General features: G+C 44.7%; 19 protein-coding genes. All 19 read left to right on the top strand.

Going from position 1 to position 19,807, the window contains the following annotated elements; genetic code table 11:
* Positions 1–72: 72 nt before the first annotated feature.
* The 19 genes from GON05_RS19725 to GON05_RS19635 all read left to right on the top strand — a co-directional run bounded on the left by GON05_RS19725 (position 73) and on the right by GON05_RS19635 (position 19,689).
* Positions 73–1,329 carry a M16 family metallopeptidase gene (locus GON05_RS19725; RefSeq protein ID WP_181646151.1) on the top strand — a complete coding sequence of 419 codons (1,257 nt, stop codon included), beginning with the start codon at positions 73–75 and terminating at the stop codon, positions 1,327–1,329.
* Positions 1,316–1,771, top strand: coding sequence for a dUTP diphosphatase (gene dut, locus GON05_RS19720; protein WP_258567515.1), 456 nt, complete (start codon positions 1,316–1,318; stop codon positions 1,769–1,771). Before GON05_RS19725 ends, dut begins: the two co-directional genes overlap by 14 nt.
* Before the next feature lie 126 nt (positions 1,772–1,897).
* Positions 1,898–2,797 (top strand): dipicolinate synthase subunit DpsA, encoded by a 900-nt coding sequence (gene dpsA / locus GON05_RS19715; protein WP_157321166.1) that lies wholly within the window; start codon positions 1,898–1,900, stop codon positions 2,795–2,797.
* Positions 2,794–3,387 carry a dipicolinate synthase subunit B gene (locus tag GON05_RS19710; protein ID WP_127450986.1) on the top strand — a complete coding sequence of 198 codons (594 nt, stop codon included), beginning with the start codon at positions 2,794–2,796 and terminating at the stop codon, positions 3,385–3,387. Before dpsA ends, GON05_RS19710 begins: the two co-directional genes overlap by 4 nt.
* 36 nt (positions 3,388–3,423) lie before the next feature.
* The gene (locus GON05_RS19705) at positions 3,424–4,461 is read left to right on the top strand and encodes an aspartate-semialdehyde dehydrogenase (RefSeq protein WP_127450984.1); all 1,038 of its coding nucleotides are present in this window, start codon (positions 3,424–3,426) and stop codon (positions 4,459–4,461) included.
* 44 nt (positions 4,462–4,505) lie between these two features.
* Positions 4,506–5,723 (top strand): aspartate kinase, encoded by a 1,218-nt coding sequence (dapG, locus tag GON05_RS19700; RefSeq protein ID WP_157321164.1) that lies wholly within the window; start codon positions 4,506–4,508, stop codon positions 5,721–5,723.
* 25 nt (positions 5,724–5,748) lie between these two features.
* The gene (dapA, locus tag GON05_RS19695) at positions 5,749–6,612 is read left to right on the top strand and encodes a 4-hydroxy-tetrahydrodipicolinate synthase (RefSeq protein WP_181646150.1); all 864 of its coding nucleotides are present in this window, start codon (positions 5,749–5,751) and stop codon (positions 6,610–6,612) included.
* Between the two features lie 168 nt (positions 6,613–6,780).
* Complete coding sequence (locus GON05_RS19690) at positions 6,781–8,457, top strand: ribonuclease J (protein ID WP_157321162.1); 1,677 nt, start codon at positions 6,781–6,783, stop codon at positions 8,455–8,457.
* Positions 8,458–8,634: 177 nt separating this feature from the next.
* Positions 8,635–9,375, top strand: coding sequence for a ClpP family protease (locus GON05_RS19685; RefSeq protein ID WP_127451156.1), 741 nt, complete (start codon positions 8,635–8,637; stop codon positions 9,373–9,375).
* The gene (locus tag GON05_RS19680; RefSeq protein WP_157321158.1) at positions 9,372–9,608 is read left to right on the top strand and encodes a YlzJ-like family protein; all 237 of its coding nucleotides are present in this window, start codon (positions 9,372–9,374) and stop codon (positions 9,606–9,608) included. The genes GON05_RS19685 and GON05_RS19680 overlap by 4 nt, the downstream gene beginning before the upstream one ends.
* 64 nt (positions 9,609–9,672) lie before the next feature.
* On the top strand, positions 9,673–12,237 hold the full coding sequence (locus tag GON05_RS19675) for an FtsK/SpoIIIE family DNA translocase (RefSeq protein WP_309491757.1): 2,565 nt from the start codon (positions 9,673–9,675) through the stop codon (positions 12,235–12,237).
* Positions 12,238–12,376: 139 nt separating this feature from the next.
* Positions 12,377–13,183: a spore cortex-lytic enzyme gene (gene sleB, locus GON05_RS19670; RefSeq protein ID WP_157321154.1), complete on the top strand. Its 807-nt coding sequence runs from the start codon at positions 12,377–12,379 to the stop codon at positions 13,181–13,183.
* A gap of 99 nt (positions 13,184–13,282) precedes the next feature.
* Positions 13,283–14,563: an EF-P 5-aminopentanol modification-associated protein YfmF gene (gene yfmF / locus GON05_RS19665; RefSeq protein ID WP_157321151.1), complete on the top strand. Its 1,281-nt coding sequence runs from the start codon at positions 13,283–13,285 to the stop codon at positions 14,561–14,563.
* 3 nt (positions 14,564–14,566) lie between these two features.
* A complete protein-coding gene (gene yfmH, locus GON05_RS19660) occupies positions 14,567–15,856 on the top strand; it encodes an EF-P 5-aminopentanol modification-associated protein YfmH (protein WP_157321149.1) in 1,290 nt (429 codons plus the stop codon).
* Positions 15,853–16,608 (top strand): elongation factor P 5-aminopentanone reductase, encoded by a 756-nt coding sequence (ymfI, locus tag GON05_RS19655; RefSeq protein WP_127450966.1) that lies wholly within the window; start codon positions 15,853–15,855, stop codon positions 16,606–16,608. Before yfmH ends, ymfI begins: the two co-directional genes overlap by 4 nt.
* 93 nt (positions 16,609–16,701) lie before the next feature.
* Positions 16,702–16,953 carry a DUF3243 domain-containing protein gene (locus GON05_RS19650; protein WP_127450964.1) on the top strand — a complete coding sequence of 84 codons (252 nt, stop codon included), beginning with the start codon at positions 16,702–16,704 and terminating at the stop codon, positions 16,951–16,953.
* Positions 16,954–17,045: 92 nt separating this feature from the next.
* Positions 17,046–17,897, top strand: a complete 852-nt coding sequence (locus GON05_RS19645) for a hypothetical protein (protein WP_157321147.1) — start codon at positions 17,046–17,048, stop codon at positions 17,895–17,897.
* Positions 17,898–18,017: 120 nt separating this feature from the next.
* A complete protein-coding gene (locus tag GON05_RS19640; protein WP_379171917.1) occupies positions 18,018–18,761 on the top strand; it encodes a DUF3388 domain-containing protein in 744 nt (247 codons plus the stop codon).
* A gap of 49 nt (positions 18,762–18,810) precedes the next feature.
* A complete protein-coding gene (locus GON05_RS19635; protein ID WP_127450958.1) occupies positions 18,811–19,689 on the top strand; it encodes a helix-turn-helix domain-containing protein in 879 nt (292 codons plus the stop codon).
* The last annotated feature ends 118 nt before the right edge of the window (positions 19,690–19,807 follow it).

Here is a 19,807-nt window from a genome sequence, read left to right as displayed (position 1 = left end):
CATTTTTGTTAGACTGAGGAAGTATAACTTGGAAATGGGACTTTACGGGCTTCATTTTGAGGAGGAAACTTAGTGATCAAATATCGCTTACATAATGGCTTGAGAGTGGTTATGGAACAAATCCCTACTTTTCGATCGGTCACGTTCGGAATTTGGGTAAAGACTGGCTCGCGTAATGAGTCTCAAGAACAAAACGGCATTTCACACTTTATTGAACACATGTTGTTCAAGGGGACGGAGCGCCATTCAGCAAAAGATATTGCCGAGATATTTGACGGAATTGGCGGGAATGTCAACGCATTTACCTCCAAAGAGTACACTTGCTATTATGCCAAAGTACTCGATGAGCATTTGCCGCTAGCTATGGATGTACTTTCCGACATGTTCTTCCATTCTTCCTTTGATGAAGGGGAGCTGGAGAAAGAAAAGGGAGTCATTTATGAAGAGATCTCGATGTATGAAGATACACCTGACGACTTGGTCCATGATTTATTAGCGAAAGCTTCTTATGGGACTCATCCATTAGGTTATACGATTCTCGGGACGGCAGAAAATTTATCCAAAATGAAGTCCGATGATCTTCGTAATTATATGAAGAAACATTATAATACGGAGAATACTGTGCTTAGCATTGCCGGCAATATTGATGACAGTGTTCGTGAATTGATTGAGAAGCATTTTGGTGGATTCGCACTCACAGGAGCAGAAACGAGCTATGATGCACCGGATTTCCTTGGAGAATTGATTTTCCATGCCAAAAAAACAGAGCAAAATCATATCTGTCTCTCACTGCCAGGTCTCTCCTTACAAGAGGAAAACCTGTACCCTATGGTGCTGCTCAATAACGCGATCGGCGGGGGCATGAGCTCCAGACTGTTTCAAGAAATCCGTGAGAAGCGCGGCTTAGCTTACTCGGTGTATTCGTACCATTCTTCCCATATCGATAGCGGTATGTTTACGATCTATACAGGCACAGCACCTAAACAAACAGAAGAAGTCTTGAAGGTAACGATGGAACTGCTGCATGATATAGCGGTAAAAGGGATGCTGGAATCCGAGTTGAAAAAAGGGAAAGAACAGTTGAAGGGCAGCCTGATTCTTAGTCTTGAGAGTACGAGCAGCCGTATGAACCGTTTTGGGAAAAATGAGTTGATGACGGGCAAACACTACAGCCTGGACGAAATGCTTCAACGCATTGACAGCGTTCAAATGGAGCACATTCAAGCTTTAACCAAAACATTATTCTCTACGCCGTTCGCTCTGTCTATGGTAGGGAATTCCGATGATGTCATTAGCAGCTTCAGGAGGGATCAGCTTGTCTCTCTCTAAGTTTGATGTCCAAATAAAACGTGTTTCCGGGCAGGAAGATATCCTCTTGCCTCAGAAAATGTCTGCAGCAGCAAGCGGATTTGACCTTCATGCTGCTGTAAGCGAACCTGTTATTCTTGCTCCGGGAGAGCGTCGGCTTATTCCCACTGGATTCGCGCTGAGCATGCCACCTGAACTTGAAGCACAGATCCGGCCAAGAAGCGGATTGGCTTTCAAATATGGTATTACGACACTGAATTCTCCAGGAACAATCGATGCTGATTATCGTGGTGAAGTGAAGGTACTGCTGATCAATCTTGGACAGGAAGCATTCACAATCGGGCGCAATGAGCGCATTGCCCAGATGGTATTTCAGCTGGTACCACAGATTGATTTAGTGGAAGTTAATGAGTTGACGGAAACGGAGCGGGGCTCCGGCGGGTTTGGTCACACAGGACGATAGTAAGTAGTAGGAAGAACCTCTGTATAGGGGTTCTTTTTTTTGTTTCAAAAAGCAGTGGCACCCATCTTTAGGCGAACGCATACTATAACGTATCGAAACGGACCGAGAAAGGGGTGTAAGCAAAGAATGCTTACTGGGATTTCGGTTGCTTTCATGGGTGGAGACGCCCGGCAGCTAGAAGTAATTCAGAAATTTACCGAGCTTGACGCATCAGTAACATTATTCGGTTTTGACAATCTCGGGAGGCAATTCAGCAGTGTTTCCAATGCGAAACTAGATCCCGTGCTGCTTCAAACGATTGATGTTCTAATTTTGCCGGCTGTAGGTACGGATGATTCGGGACAAGTGGAATCTATCTTTTCAAGCGAAGAGTTGAGATTGACGGACGTTCATATTTCTTCGCTGCCGAAGCATGCCAAGGTATACACGGGAATGGCCAAAAGTTATTTGAAAAATCTTTGTGCCGCACATGGAATAGGTGTTGTGGAATTATTTGATCGAGACGATGTCGCGATATACAACTCCATTCCAACAGCTGAAGGCGCGCTGATGATGGCAATACAGAACACGGATATTACGATTCATGGTTCTGTATGTATGGTTTTGGGTTTTGGTCGTACGGGTTTCACCATGGCCAAAACACTGCAAGGTTTAGGGGCTACCGTTAAGGTAGGGGTAAGGAAACCAGAGCATTTCGCAAGGGCGTGGGAGATGGGTTTTCAGCCTTTTTACACGAAAGATCTGTATCCGGAAGTGGGGAATATTGACTTGCTTTTTAACACAATTCCGACTATGATAGTCACAGCGCAAGTTATTACTAATATCCCACATCGCGCGCTGATCATCGATTTGGCTTCTAAACCCGGTGGAACGGACTTCCGATTTGCCGAGAGAAGAGGTGTCAAAGCGATGCTTGCGCCCGGATTACCTGGCATCGTCGCCCCCAAAACAGCTGGCCGCATCATGGCGAACACATTAAGTCAGCTGATCGAGGAAGACTTCAGAGACAGGAGCGATGTGGAATGAATTGGCAAGGGAAAACAGTCGGTTACGCGTTAACCGGTTCTCACTGTACGCTGGAAGAGGTAATGCCTCAAATTCAGAGATTTGTAGATGCTGGTGCACGCGTCATTCCGATTGTATCCAATACGATCATGACAACTGACACACGTTTCGGTAAATCGGCAGATTGGCAGCAGCAGTTAAAGGACATAACAGGCAACAACATCATTTCGACAATTGTAGATGCAGAACCACTAGGTCCATCCAAGCTGCTTGATGTGATGGTTATTGCGCCGTGCACAGGAAATACAACTAGTAAGCTAGCAAATGCGATGACAGAAAGTCCTGTACTTATGGCTGCCAAAGCGCAAATGCGGAACTTACGTCCGCTTGTATTAGCTATTTCTACCAACGACGGACTAGGTTTGAATGCGATGAATATCGCTAAGCTTCTGATTACGAAGAACATTTATTTTGTTCCTTTTGGTCAAGATGCACCTGGAGCTAAGCCAAATTCGTTGGTGGCTCGCATGGATTTGATTATGGAAGCTTGTGAGTCTGCGTTGGATGGCAAGCAATTGCAACCCATGATTATTGAGAGATTTCAGTACTAATTTCATATATAAATCTTGAAGGGGAGAGACCAGCTCATGTCCAACCAGAAGCTTTTCAACATTGCAGTCGTCGGAGCAACAGGCGCAGTAGGTGAACAAATCATCCGTCTATTAGAACAACGGAATTTCCCCATCAAGGAATTAAAATTGCTTTCTTCCGCTCGCTCAGCGGGTGTCAAGATTTCTTTCAAAGGCCAAGATGTAACGGTTCAAGAAGCTACCCCTGATAGCTTTGAGGGTGTAGATATTGCCTTGTTTAGCGCTGGCGGCGACGTGACTAAAGCGTTAGCTCCGCACGCGGTGAATGCAGGTGCAATTTGCATTGATAACACAAGTGCCTACCGTATGGATCCTGACACACCTCTGGTTGTCCCAGAAGTGAATGTTGACAAGATCAACGAGCACAAAGGTATCATTGCAAATCCGAACTGTTCCACGATTCAGATGGTTGCAACCCTGAAGCCTTTATACGATCGTTACGGCATTTCCCGCATCATCGTATCGACGTATCAAGCTGTTTCTGGAGCGGGCGCGAAAGCGATTCATGAAATGTTGAGACAATCGCAAGAGGTACTTGCAGGTAATGATGCGAATCCGGACATTTTGCCAGTGGGCTCTTTGCCGGTGAAACACCAAATCGCGTTTAATGCAATTCCTCAAATCGACAAGTTTCTCGACAATGGATTTACCAATGAAGAGATGAAAATGATTCTTGAAACGAAAAAAATTATGGGTGACGAGTCCATTGAAGTGACTGCCACTTGTGTGCGTATTCCTGTTGTGTATGGACATTCAGAGTCCGTTTACGTGGAATTGAAGGAAGATTTCGACGTAGAAGAAGTGAAAACATTGCTTGCGAACGCTCCTGGTATCGTGTTAGTTGACAACCCGGCTGAGCAGCAATATCCACTAGCAACAGATGCAGCGGGCAAGCTAGAAACTTTTGTTGGACGCGTGCGCCGCGATTTGAGCAACCCAAAAGCACTGAATATGTGGATTGTTTCTGACAACCTGCTCAAAGGCGCTGCTTGGAATGCTGTGCAAATTGCTGAATATATTGCTATAGAACAATAATCAGCATTACTGCGATTAAGTTGCAGTGAATATGGGGGAAACTCATGCGAATCCTTGTACAGAAATTCGGAGGTACCTCGCTTTCCACCGCACAAGCTAGAGAACATGTTATTGGACATATTCAAGATGCACTAATCGATGATTACAAACTAGTCGTTGTTGTTTCTGCGATGGGACGTAAAGGGGAACCCTATGCGACTGACACGCTCTTAGATCTTGTTCGTAAGAACGGAGAGGGGTTGCCGGCGCGGGAACTCGACATGCTAATGGGCTGCGGAGAGTTAATTTCTGCGGTACATTTGTGCAGTTTATTGCAGTCTAGAGGCATCCGCTCAACAGTTTTGACGGGTGGGCAAGCTGGCATTTTAACCAATGACGATCACGGCAACGCTAAGATCGTTGCTATGCAGCCTAACCGTATTCTAGAATTACTGGAACAAGATATGGTTGTTATTGTTACAGGTTTTCAAGGTAAAACAAGCGAGGATGAACTGACTACGCTGGGACGCGGAGGTAGCGATACATCAGCGACTGCGTTAGGAGCAGCACTGAAAGCCGAGATTGTTGATATTTTCACTGACGTGAATGGGATAATGACAGCGGATCCAAGAATCGTGGAGGACGCCAAACCGCTCATTCGAGTCAGCTTTGCCGAAATTTGCAATATGGCGCACAATGGCGCCAAAGTGATTCATCCGCGTGCCGTAGAAGTCGCTATGCACGCTAATATTCCGATCCGGGTGCGATCCACGTTCACGAAGGAATTAGGCACTTTGGTTACAGCTTCAGACAGTATCCCGCATGACATGAACCAAGTGAAAGACCGCTTTGTTACAGGGATTGCCCATTTTACGAACATTACGCAAATCTATGTGGCCGCCGTTGAGGGGCAATTTGATCTGCAGCTTCGTGTATTCAAAACGATGGCGCAGAACCAGATCAGTGTTGATTTTATCAGTGTGAATCCATCGGCAGTTGTTTATACCGTTTTCGATCACGAAGCTGAACGCGCAGTTAAGCTGCTTAGGAGCCATGGATACGAACCTCATGCTTTAAGTGGATGTGCGAAGGTATCCGTGATTGGCGGGGGGATGAACGGTGTGCCGGGAATTATGGCGCAAATTGTAGAGGCTTTAACGATAGAAGACATACGGATCTTGCAATCAGCCGATTCGAATACGACGATCTGGGTGCTTGTACAAGGGGAAGATATGATCAAATCGGTTAAAGCATTACATCATAAATTTGGTTTAAATAAATGAATATGAGATTCAGGAGGTGCAAACGGTGGATTTTGGAAGATTAATCACAGCCATGGTCACTCCGTTTGACGAGCAATTACAAGTCAACTGGGACCAAGTAGAACCGCTAATCAATTATTTGATCGAAGAGCAGCAGTCTGATAGCCTCGTAATTTGTGGGACCACTGGTGAGGCGCCTACATTAACTGACGAGGAGAAGCTGAAGCTGATCGAGCTATCCGTTCGTTATGCACGAGGTCGTTGCAAGATCATTGCAGGCACTGGAAGCAATGATACGGCACACACCATTCATTTCTCCCAAAAGGTCGAGAAACTTGGAGTCGATGCTTTGCTTATCGTAGCTCCTTACTATAACCGCCCGTCGCAAGAGGGGTTGTACCAGCATTTTAAAGCCGTTGCTGAATCCGTTAACGTCAGTATCATGCTCTATAATGTACCGGGCCGTACAGGTGTTAATTTGGATGCAGAGACAACCATTCGTCTTTCACACATTTCGAATATTGTGGCAACCAAGGATTGTGCGAACACGGATCAATTAACCCGTATTCTGAACGATGCAGCCCCTGGTTTTCTAGTATACAGCGGGGATGACAGCAATGCCCTGCCAGCATTGTCCGTAGGTTGTCATGGAATTATTAGTGTTGCGAGCCATGTGATTGGAAAAGAAATGCAATCTATGGTAAAGTATTATTTAGAAGGTAACATTCAGCAAGCGGCAGAACTTCATCGTAAGCTGCACCCTGTGTTTATTGGCATTTTCCGTGTTCCCAGTCCTGCTCCAATCAAGCATGCTCTGGCACTGAAAGGAATCCAAACAGGGGGCGTGAGACTTCCGTTAGTTCGCGTATCCGAGCAAGAAGGACAATTCATCCAATCACTTTTTGTATGATAACGCCTAATGAATCGGTGCTCCGGCATCGGTTTTCTTTTTTTGGGGAAGCTATTGTAATCGGTATTAACTTGTATTTGTTGTTTTTTTTCATGTATAATGGTTGCAAGTGACTAGTTCGGTTTTTCATCTAAAATTCGTCGTCCAATCTTAGAAGGAGGTATATTCTTGTCCAAAAAAAATATTGATAAACTTTTGATCTTCGCTCTTGGCGGCGTGGGCGAAATCGGAAAAAATATGTATTGCGTTCAGTATGCGAACGATATCATCGTCATTGATAGTGGTTTGAAATTTCCTGAGCAGGACATGCTCGGAATTGATATTGTCATTCCAGATATCGGATACTTAACGGAGAATCGGGATAAAGTACGCGGCATTATCATTACTCACGGCCATGAAGATCATATCGGCGGCTTACCTTATGTGCTTAAGCATCTTAATGTTCCACTGTATGCTACTAAACTTACAATGGGTCTCATTGAAGCGAAGCTGAAGGAAGCGAACTTGCTCGGTACAACGAACCGGATCCTAATTAACGCGGATTCCGTGCTTTCTTTAGGCACTCTTACAGCAACATTCTTCAAAACGAATCACAGTATCCCTGATTCTGTAGGTGTCGCTCTGGATACACCGGAAGGTGTAGTTGTTCATACAGGAGACTTCAAATTTGATCAAACTCCTGTGAACGATCAATATGCCGATTTGCACCGCATGGCAGAGATCGGGAAGAAAGGCGTTCTTGCCTTGCTTTCTGACAGTACCAATGCAGAACGACCTGGTTACACAGGGTCGGAGCGCAGTGTAGGTATTGAGATTGAAGAAGTGTTCCGTAAAGCTAAACAGAGAGTGGTTATTGCAACATTTGCATCTAACATTCATCGTGTACAACAGGTGTTTGATGCAGCGGCTGCAACGAATCGTAAAGTTACCGTTATTGGTCGAAGCATGGTTAATGTGGTATCGATTGCAAGTGAATTAGGTTACTTGAACATTCCGGATGGCATGTTGATTGAGCCAGAGGAAGTGAACAAGCTTGCTGCTGACCGCGTTGTCATTCTTTCCACAGGAAGCCAAGGCGAGCCGATGTCTGCACTTACAAGAATGGCACGTTCCACCCACCGTAAAGTTGATATTTTACCAGGGGACACGGTCATTATTGCAGCTACGCCGATTCCAGGAAATGAACGTGATGTAGGACGTACCGTAGATGAATTGTTCCGTATCGGTGCTAATGTTATTTACGGACCAGGTTCAGTAACCGGTGTACACGTTTCAGGTCACGGCAGTCAAGAAGAATTGAAGCTTATGCTCAATTTGATGAAGCCGAAATACTTTATTCCTATTCACGGTGAATATCGCATGCTCCGTCAGCATGGACTCCTTGCTGAGTCTGTAGGTATGGCGAAAGAAGATATTTTCATGTGTGATATCGGTGACACGGTAGAAATTCAAAATGGAGTTGCACGCAAAGGATCCAAAGTTCAAAGCGGCAACATTCTGATTGATGGACTGGGCGTCGGAGATGTAGGCAACATTGTGTTGCGTGACCGTAAGTTACTGTCTCAGGACGGTATTCTTGTAGTCGTTGTTACTCTCAGTAAACAAGATGGCAAAATTTTATCCGGACCGGATATCATTTCTCGCGGATTCGTGTATGTACGTGAATCAGAGGGCCTCTTGGAAGAAGCCAATCGCATTGTTACCAATACATTAACGAAGTTAATGAACGAAAATGTAAATGAATGGGCATCTTTAAAAACTAATGTAAAAGATGTTCTCGGACGCTTTTTATATGAACAAACCAGAAGAAGACCAATGATCCTTCCAATTATCATGGAAGTCTAGGCTCGAACAGTCACTTGAACCTATGCAAATAGCAAAGCTCTCTCCATCACTGGAGGGAGCTTTTTTCAGTCGGCCCATCAGAAGAAATGATGCATGAAAGGTACCAAGATTATTCATACTATGGGAGATTATGATCCATGTCTGTAAGGATTGTTAGTCAAACATGAAGGGGGACTTATTGTGGCATCATCTACAGAACCGACAAAGCAGCAGGAACCAGTGACAGAGGAAGGAAAGAAAAATCCTGTCCTCGAAAATATTCAGCAATTAGGCCAAACCAATACGATTTCAGGTGAGTCAAACATTTTTTGTCTTACGATCATTGGACAAGTGGAAGGCCATATCGTGCTTCCGCCGCAGAATAAAACAACGAAATATGAGCATATCATCCCACAATTGGTCGCTGCGGAGCAAAATCCAAAGATTGAAGGCGTCATGATCATTTTAAATACGGTGGGCGGAGATGTTGAAGCAGGGTTAGCGATAGCTGAGATGGTGTCAACCCTTTCAAAGCCTTCGATCGCTCTAGTTCTAGGGGGAGGACACAGCATCGGTGTTCCTATCGCGGTTTCTGCAGATTACTCCATCATTGCGGAGACTGCGACGATGACGATTCACCCAATCCGATTAAATGGCTTAATTATCGGGGTACCGCAAACTTTTGAGTATCTGGATAAAATGCAAGAACGCGTCGTTCGATTCGTAACGAAACATTCCAATGTAACGGAACAAAAGTTTAAAGAGTTGATGTTTAAGACGGGGGAGTTAACCAGAGATATCGGGACAACGGTCATTGGCGAGGATGCTGTGAAATACGGCTTAATCAACCAGGTCGGCGGGATCGGCGATGCTATTCGGGAGCTTAACAAGCGTATTGAGTCGAAGAAGGCAGCTATGGGTGGTGGCATGGTACAATGATTCACTACTCGGTAGTGCCGATGGATGTGATTTTTGAAGGGGCAGATACGTATGAGCCCAAGTTCATGGAGATTGAACAAGGCGGAATCAAGATGCAGATTGAGCCAATTAGCGGCTTTCAAGCTCGTATTGTCAGACTGTACAGCTGTAACCCGCAGGATTATTTAAAAGAGCAATATGCCCCTGGAACTATAATTTCTTTCAGTCCAATTGTGGAGACTTCACTCATATAAAGCGCTGTTCCTGTATCATCCCTCAAGCCAAATATGGTATAATGTGGACTTGGGGGTGACAAGCGTGGCGAAACGCAAGAAGAAGGGTAAGGCTTTAAAAACTAGCTTGTTATTCGAATTGTACGGGATTCTCATTTTGATTTTTTCCGTCATTGCCCTTGCCCATCAAGGACATGTCGGAAACTCATTGATTTACCTTTTCCGTTTTTTTGTTGGAACGTGGTATTCGTTAGTGCCTCTCATTTTCATATATGTGGCCTTATATGCCATGATCAAACGAGCCTGGCCACAGATGGTGACGCCTAAGAAAGCAGGCATTTTGCTGTTTATTCTTGGACTGTTGATAAAAAATCACATTGATTTATTTGCTCAATTGTACCCGGATGGCGGATTTACGTCTGGCAAAATCATTTCGTCGACATGGAACGCCATGTTGGAAGGGCTGCATCCGACGGAAGCAGGACAGGCTGCGCTTGAGCACGGGATTGGCGGCGGCATGATTGGCGCTGTGCTGTATAGTATCTTGTACTTCTTATTTGACTACTTAGGTGCAAGATTAATCCAGTACGCCTTATTTGTAATTGGTTTTATTCTGGCTACTGGCATCTCTTATGTGGACATCGGGAACGTAATCCGCGGACGGTTCAGCAATGTCGGGCAAAATTTCAAAGACAGAATGAAAGAATGGCTGCAGGATCGAGAAGGGCGACAACCCGCGCAAGTTGCCACGGCCACGGCCTCAGGTGCCAACGACAAGAAAGTAAAAAGGCAGGCTTATGTCCCTGTTGACGATGAGTTCGATGAAGAAGTATTCCGGCCTGTGAAACGGAAGAAATCACCGCTTATCATGGAGTTGCTGCGTCCTATTAAAGAAGGGCGGAAGAAAGCAACTGCAGCGGCAAGCGATGAGAATGATGATGAATTTGTACATAATGCAGAAGAAACAGAAGCTTCTGAGGAAGTGGTTTATAAATCGAATGAAGTGCGATCGGCTGTCGAGATTCCATCAGAAGATCAGCCTGTCACACCGATTATCCGCGATTTTCAGGAGCAAGTCTTTCAAGAAGCCCAACAATCGGTTAAACCTGTTTCGGCTGCATCAACAACGGCGATACCTAAGACAAAACCAGCTTCAGCGAGTGATGCAACTGGGGATGATGAACCTGTTACTTTAGAGTTTCAAGATCATGTACCGGCCGTTCAAACCCGTCCTTATGAGATGCCTGCACTCGACCTGCTGGCGAAGCCGGCTGTCGGCAAAGGCAGTGAGATGTCGGACTACAAAGCGAATGCCCGAAAGCTGGAGGCCACCTTGGAAAGCTTCGGTGTGCGTGCCAAAGTGCTCGAGGTCGTCAGGGGACCTGCTGTTACACGGTATGAGATTCAACCTGATGTCGGGGTGAAGGTAAGCCGAATTGTTTCTTTAACGGACGATATTGCGTTAGCGCTTGCCGCTAAGGATATTCGGATGGAAGCTCCGATTCCCGGTAAATCGGCAATTGGGATTGAGGTTCCGAATCTTGAGGTTTCCGTTGTAACGATGCGAGAAGTGATGGAAACATCTGCTTTTCAAGAATCGAGTTCTCGTCTGTCTGTTGTACTCGGGAGGGATATCTCCGGACAACCTATCGTGGGGAATTTGGCTCGAATGCCTCACTTACTTGTAGCCGGTGCTACAGGTTCAGGTAAATCCGTTTGTATTAACGGGATCATTACGAGTATCTTGTACAAAGCTAAACCGAATGAAGTCAAGTTTTTGATGATTGACCCCAAGATGGTTGAGTTAAATGTCTACAATGGAATACCGCATCTTCTTGCGCCGGTTGTAACCGATCCACGAAGAGCATCTCTGGCTCTTAAGAAAATCGTAGTCGAGATGGAGAAACGCTACGAGTTATTTTCGAAGAGCGGAACGCGAAATATTGAAGGTTACAATGCTATGTTGACGGAAAGCGGCACAGCGGCTCCATTGCCTTACTACGTAGTCATTGTAGACGAGTTGGCGGATTTAATGATGGTCGCAGCTAATGACGTAGAAGATTCGATCTGCCGATTAGCGCAGATGGCTCGCGCAGCAGGTATTCACTTGATTATTGCTACGCAAAGGCCATCCGTTGATGTCATTACGGGTGTTATCAAAGCCAATATCCCTTCACGTATTGCATTTGGAGTTTCTTCCCAAGTCGATTCACGGACCATTTTGGATATGGTTGGCGCCGAGAAACTGCTAGGCCGAGGCGATATGCTTTATTTACCTGTTGGCGCATCCAAGCCGGTACGTGTACAAGGGGCCTTTTTATCTGACCAAGAGGTCGAGCATGTCGTAACTTTCGTCCGTACGCAAGAACAAGCCAATTACCAAGAAGAATTGGTACCGCAAGTGGAAGAAATGCCGGAACAACAAAATGAATTCGAGGACGAGCTGTATGATCAAGCTGTTCAAATCGTTTTAGAAGCAAAACAAGCTTCCGTTTCATTGCTTCAAAGACGCATGAGAGTTGGCTATACTCGTGCAGCAAGGCTTGTTGACGCCATGGAAGCCAAAGGCGTTGTCGGCCCTTATGAGGGAAGCAAACCCCGCGAAGTGCTGATGTCAATTGAGCAATACCAGCACAATCGAATTAGTTGATAACGGATGCAGGATGATTAGATGGACACTCTCTTTCTAGAGAGTGTTTTTGTTTGCATAAACCAAGACCCCCTTTCTCATAATAAGCTAAGAAAAGTAAGAAAAGGCTCTTATTTGAAAAGTGAGGTTGAGAAGGGGAATGAATAAACGATTAATTGTATTAACCTTTTGCATTGTTTTCGTATTGGTTGTTGCCTTCCAATTGAAAGGAAAGTTCAACCCGCCGGCGGAAGAAACGTTCAGCAAAAATGAGATACGTTATGGAGCTACGGGTGCAGACGTCAATGAACTGCAAGGACGTTTGAAATTCATCGGTTTTTATGGCGGCAATATAGACGGTGATTATGGGTATAAGACATTAACGGCTGTGAAACGTTTCCAAGGCGAATTTGGGATGACCGTAGATGGTATTGTAGGGCCAAAAACAAAACTTAAACTATGGGAAGCTACGAAGAATTGGAAACCAACTGCACCAGCGACTGGAGGAAACACAGGTGGTGGTGGAGGTGGCGGTGGAACTGCTGGTGGCACGGAGAATGCTGCTTCGGATCAAAAGCCGGCCAATCTTACTCCATCTAATAACCTCGGCCTCTCGGAGCAGGATATTAACTTGATGGCGAATGCTGTGAATGGTGAAGCACGCGGAGAGCCTTATGTTGGACAAGTAGCAGTAGCCGCAGTCATTTTGAATCGCGTCAAAAACCCGAGCTTTCCCAATACGGTTTCGGGCGTTATCTTTCAGCCAGGAGCGTTCACTGCTGTAGCAGATGGTCAAATTTGGCTTACACCTAGCGAATCAACGAAAAAAGCGGTTAAGGATGCATTAAGCGGCTGGGATCCTACAGGCGGGTGTATCTATTATTTTAACCCGGAAACCGCAACATCCAAGTGGATTTGGAGTCGACCACAAGTTAAGAATATTGGCAAGCATATTTTTTGTAAATAATTTCGAAATGGACAAGGAGAAGGAACCGGCATTGGTTGCTTCTCCTCTTCGTATAGGAATATAATGGAACTATTACGATCTTAGAAGGGAGACAGACCTTTGAAGCATATACAATTTGAGCGCAGTACATTAAATCATATTCGTTTGCATGTGCTGCCGACAGATCGGTTCAAAACGTTTGCAATTTCCGTGTACATAGGCCGTCCCTTAGATGAAGATACGGTCACGAATACCGCCCTTACTCCTTTTGTATTACGCAGAGGAACAGAATTACGTCCTGAAACGAAGCAATTTAGAGAGTATTTGGATGATCTGTACGGTGCAGGTTTTGGTTTTGATATTTACAAAAGAGGCGATTATCAAATTGTACAGTTGCGAATGGATATCATTAATGACCGTTTCGTAAAGTCGGCGCAATCACTCTTGAAGCAAGGGCTTGATTTTGTTGGAGAAACATTGACACGGCCTGCTCTGGAAGGTAATCATTTTCGCAGCAAATATGTAGATTCCGAGAAGCAAACGCTTCAGAAGCGTATTGAATCCGTAATTAATGATAAAATCCGCTATGCCGCTGAGCGCTGTATCGAAGAAATGTGCAGTGACGATCCGTATCGTCTTCACCCATTGGGTAAAATAGCGGATCTTGACCGCATTAATTCCGAGCAGCTTTACGAACAGTATAGACAGTGGCTTCAATCACAGCCGATAGATATTTATGTGGTTGGCAACACAACGCTCGCTGAAGTTGAAGGAATTGTCGCTTCCGCCTTCAAGATTGAACGCAAGCAAGATGTTGGTTACGTAACTTCGGCTCCGCGGGGCGCTTCAGGTGAAGTGAAAACGGTTGTCGAGCGATTAGACGTTAATCAAGGTAAATTGAACATGGGACTGCGCACGAATATTTCCTATGGGGATGAGCTTTATCCTGTAGCTCTTATGTATAATGGAGTTCTTGGCGGATACCCGCATTCCAAGTTGTTTATTAACGTCCGTGAGAAGGCAAGTCTAGCTTATTATGCATCATCTCGATTTGATGGGCACAAAGGCATATTAACGATCCAATCCGGAATTGAAATGGCTAATTATGAAAAAGCGGTTGATATTATCCGGAAGCAGCTAACGGCGATGGAGCAGGGAGATATTAATGATATCGAACTAAGCCAGACGCGAGCGATGATTGCGAATCAGCTCCGCGAAATTCAGGATTCCGCTTTTGAATTAATTTCTTTTGATTTTAATGCGATTTTGTCTGGTAAAGAGCGCACAGTAGCGGGGTTAATCGAGTCCGTGGAACAAATCGACATTCCGGCGATTGCTGAAGCTGCTAAGCGAGTTCAACTGGATACGATTTACTTTTTACGGGATCGGGAGGGAGAGTAGGCCATGAAAGTTATTCCTTATCCACACCTGGGTGAAACGATTTACCACGAAGTGCTCGATAATGGGCTTCATGTGTTTGTTCTGCCCAAAGAAGGTTTCCAGAAAACCTATGCGACGTTCACGACGCAGTATGGTTCTATCGATAACGATTTTCAAGTTGAAGGGAAAGCGGCTGTTCAAGTTCCGGACGGTATTGCCCATTTCCTGGAGCACAAAATGTTTGAGGAGCCTGAGGGTGATATTTTCGCAACTTTTGCTTCGAACGGGGCATCAGCGAACGCTTTCACAAGTTTTGACCGGACCGCGTATTTGTTCTCGTCAACGGACAACTATTTAACCAATTTAACGACATTAATTAATTTCGTGCAAAATCCTTATTTTACAGATGAAAATGTGGAAAAAGAAAAAGGGATTATCGGCCAAGAGATTAAAATGTACGAAGATAATGCGGACTGGAGAAGCTATTACGGTTTAATTGAATCCTTATACGCCAAGCATCCCATTCATATCGATATCGCGGGGACTGTAGCTTCGATTTCCAAAATTACAAAGGAGACTTTGTATGAGTGCTACAACACCTTCTACCACCCGAGCAATATGAGTTTGTTTGTTGTTGGTGGGGTGAATGCGGAAGAGGTAATCAAACTAGTCAAGGAGAACCAAGCTGCCAAAACATTTCCACCGCAAGGAGAAATCAAAAGGTTTTTCCCGGAAGAGCCGGTGGAGGTGAAGGAAGCACGTAGAGTTACCTTGCTTCCAGTATCAATGCCGAAGTGTTTAATTGGCTTCAAGGAGCAAGCACCGGCTGTGAATGGCAAAGATTTGCTTGTTAGAGAACTGACAACGAAATTAATGCTGGATGTCTTGTTCAGCTCAAGCTCGGATATTTATCAAGCGCTTTATGATGAACAGCTCATCTCTGATAATTTTGGACATGAATATAATTGCAGTGATGGATATGCCTTCTCTATCCTTGGCGGTGATACCAAAGATCCTGATCAGCTTATTGCCCGTATCCGTGAAGAAGTTGAAAAAAGGAAGAGTTCAGGGCTTGATGAGGTTACCTTTGAACGCAGCCGGAAGAAAAAAATCGGCAATTTCTTGCGGATGATGAATTCCCCGGAATCGATTGCAAATGAGTTTACGAAATATCGGTTTAAAGGCATTGATTTGTTTGACATTTTGCCTGTATATGAGCAGATTACGCTTGAGGATGTTAATTCACGCTTCAGAGAGCATTTCGATTGGAGTAAGCTTGCTATTTCGATTGTCCAAAGTCGTGAGAAGTCGTGACCTTTTCCAAGCCATTTAGTGAGCAAACGGTTCTTATTACGGGCGCCAGCCGAGGGATTGGAGCAGCGATTGCTGAGCGCTTTGCCGCGGTAGGGATGAAAGTGGTCATCCACTACCGCGATTCTCATGAAGCGGCGAACGAAGTTGCGAGAACTTGCATGAAGCATGGTGCGAAGGTGCTGACCGTGTCTGCGGATGTCAAATCCCGAGAACAAATTCTTTTGATGAAGGAAAAGCTGGAGCAAAAAGATATGGTTCCTGATATCATCGTGAACAATGCCGGCATCGCTCATTACGGGCTGTTGTCAGATGTTAGCGAAGAAGAATGGGATTCTGTCATGGACGTTAATTTAAAGGGCGCATTTCTTTGTTCGCAAACCTTTATGCAAGCGATGATTTCCCAGAAGTATGGTCGAATCATTAATGTATCCTCAATCTGGGGGATCTCAGGGGCATCCTGTGAAGTGGTGTATTCCACGGCAAAAGGTGGGCTGAATGCGTTCACTAAGGCATTAGCTAAAGAACTTGCTCCATCCGGCGTTACAGTAAACGCCGTTGCACCGGGCGCTGTTGAAACCGACATGATGTCCGGGTTTCAAACGGAGGAGCGGGATGCGATTGCCAGTGAAATTCCGGCAGGCCGCTTTGCAATGCCTTATGAAGTGGCTTCGCTCGTTTATTTTCTGGCATTGCCTGAGTCCGGCTATATCACGGGTCAAATCATAAGCCCTAACGGTGGATGGTTAACTTAATGTCATTGTAAGAAGCACGCATAATTCTAGTGGGAGAAGCGAATATTACTTATGTAATGACCATCTCTCATAACTCAAAGGAGGCTTCTTACAATGGCTACAGTACTTAAAGTATTTGACAAGTGGAAAGAGTTTCTGGCTGAACGCGTTAGTCAAGCTGGACATGCGGGGATGAGTGATGAAACCATCTCGAAGCTCGCTTTTCAAATTGGCGAATTCCTAGCTGATAAAGTTGATCCGGAAAATGAGCAGGAACGTGTGCTCAAAGAGCTGTGGGATGCCGGGGATGAGCAGGATAAACGTACGCTTGCCCGCCTCATGGTAAAATTAGTAGACAAAGGTTAATAACCGTTTTACAATTCAATAGGGTACTATGTGAAAGCCTCCTCTTTCGGAGGCTTTTGCACGCTTTCTTAAGTAGAAAGGAATCGAATTTCATGATGATCAAACGTTCTATGCTTATGATTTTGCTCTTATCTTTTATTGTTGCAGGGTGTGGAAATCGAGGTATTCCTGTTATCAAACAGGGGTTATTGGATAAGAAATTGTCTGTCTTGATGCTTTCCAGCGTTAATTTATCTCAAACCGCTAAGGACTCCATTGGGAGTGCGCTTCAAAAGTGGAGAGACGCCAATTTTATCGCCTATGATTGGATTAACGATTTGAGCGCAGTGGATGATCGTGCGCTCACGAAATTGAAAGCAAGCTCGTACGATTACATATATGTTATCGGCAACGATTTGTTCCCATCGGCAAATGGGGTGATTCAGCAAGGGTTAAATCCGGGTAAATGGACATTATTACAGAGCCAGTTGGATGTTAACGGGAGTGCGAGCACAACCCTTGAGCAAGCTGCGTTACTGCAAATTGATTCTCAACAAATTGATAACTTGAAGAATCAGTGGATTGAAAATCTCATGGCTCAGAATGTTACGGTGGAATGGGTAACGAGAAGCGATCGCCCGATTCCTTCTGCGTGGGCACCTTCGGAAGAAGCGGACCACATTGTTTTGTTTGATAATAATGAGCAATGGTTTCAGCAATTAGCTTTCCAAACGAGACAGCACTATGCGACTTGGATTATTTTCTATTCTCCAGCGACAGAAGCGCAGCTGCAAAAAGCAAAAACGCTAGGAACCTCTGTCATTGATGTTTCAAATTCATTATCAGCTGAATTGAACTGGCCGCAAATTCTCGATGACCGACTTCTTGCAATGACAAGTAAGGCATGGCAGAAAGGCGCTTTGAATTACAATGAAAAAGAGCTTACTGAACTCAAAATGAAATAAATTCGTGCCTCTTAATAGAAGGAAATTGGCGAAAATTGTAGAATTTATTTGAAGAGCTAACAAAAGGAACGTTACAGATATAGCGATGAGGTGGAAGGATTGGACGTTAAAGAATGGTATATGGAGTATAAGATTCACAAAAACCGTCCCGGGTTATTAGGGGATATCGCTTCCTTAATGGGGATGTTGGATATTAATATTGTAACCATTAATGGGGTTGAAGATCGTACGCGTGGTATGCTTCTTCAAACTAACGATGAAGAAAAAATTGACTTAATGGGTAAAATGCTGAAAAAAGTAGATAATATTACTATTACGGCATTACGTCCACCTAAGCTCGTGGATATTTTGGCTGTGCGTCATGGTCGTTATATCGAACGCGATTCGGATGATCGCAAAACATTCCGCTTTACCCGTGATGAGTTAGGGTTATTGGTTGACTTCCTTGGCGAGGTTTTCAAACGTGAAGGTAATCATGTGATCGGGCTTCGCGGTATGCCGCGGGTCGGCAAGACGGAATCGATTATTGCAGGAAGTGTATGTGCAAATAAACGCTGGACTTTCGTTTCTTCCACGTTGCTTCGTCAGACGGTTCGCAGCCAATTATCCGAAGACGAAATGACTCCTAACAATGTGTTCATAATTGACGGAATTGTTTCCACGATTCGTTCAAATGAGAAGCACCATAGTCTTTTACAGGATATCATGGCCATGCCATCTACGAAGGTAATCGAGCATCCGGATATATTTATTCGTGAATCTGAATACACTTATAATCACTTTGATTATATTATTGAGCTTCGTAACAGCCCGGATGAAGAAATCAATTATGATTCGTTTACGTATACGTCCGAACCATTTTAAGGTTTGTAACGTCATTAACTAATGAGATTCCCGTGGGGAGGTGACCATTATGTCTGATCTTGGATACATTTTACGCAAGACACGATTGGAAAGAAAGATTTCGCTAGATGATTTGCAGGAAGTTACAAAAATTCGTAAACGCTACCTTGAAGCCATTGAAGAAGGAAACTATAAAGTGCTGCCAGGAAGCTTTTATGTACGAGCTTTCATCAAAAGCTATGCCGAAGCGGTAGGTTTGGATCCAACTGAAGTGTTGAATATGTACGAGACAACGAATCCTTCACCAGTCGTGGAAAAACCGGTAGTAGAAACAATTCGTAAAAATCGAACGAGTGTTCGTAATACGGAGAAAATGAGCCGTTGGGCGTCAAGCGTGATGTTTATATGTTTCATTTTGCTCATTTTCGGAATTGTGTACTATTATACATATAAGAACTATAAGGGAACACCGGCAGGGGAAAAGCCTTCTCAAACGCAGTCTCCGCGAATTACGGATACCACGAATCCCGGGGCAGGAACGACTCCGACAACTTCAACGAATGCCTCCAGTGAAGGTAAAGTGGAGCCTCTTCCGACCCCAACACCGGCACCAACACCAACGCCTCCAGCGGTACAAGTTAAATTTAGCAGCAACGAAAAGGGTGTAGATAACTACACGATTACCGGTACTGCGAATTTAAACATACAAATGAAAATAAACGGTTCCTGCTGGATTCGAATTGATGCCCTTACAGAGGGTGGCGGTAAAGACATGTTAAGACAAAAGCTTTACAAAGCAGGCGATACCGACGCCTTTGATTTGACAAGTTCCGCCTATCTGAATGTAGGAGCAGCAAGTGCGTTAGAGCTTACTGTGAACGGCACCGTGGTACCTGTTGGTGATACGCCTAATCCAAAGCGTGTACAGCTGAACTTGCAAAAAAACTAGCATTTTGGCATTTCCTGCGCTTTCCCGGGTAATGAAATGATTTCCTCAAGAGACATCCTAGGCCGTGGGGCTGCGGGATGTTTCTTTTTATTAGACTTCTTGCTATAATGCTATTGTA

It is taken from the genome of Paenibacillus anseongensis (assembly GCF_009757995.1).
GTDB lineage: Bacteria > Bacillota > Bacilli > Paenibacillales > NBRC-103111 > Paenibacillus_E > Paenibacillus_E chondroitinus.
Note: the sequence above shows the minus strand (reverse complement) of the source record. Positions and strands in the feature narration are given on the sequence as shown.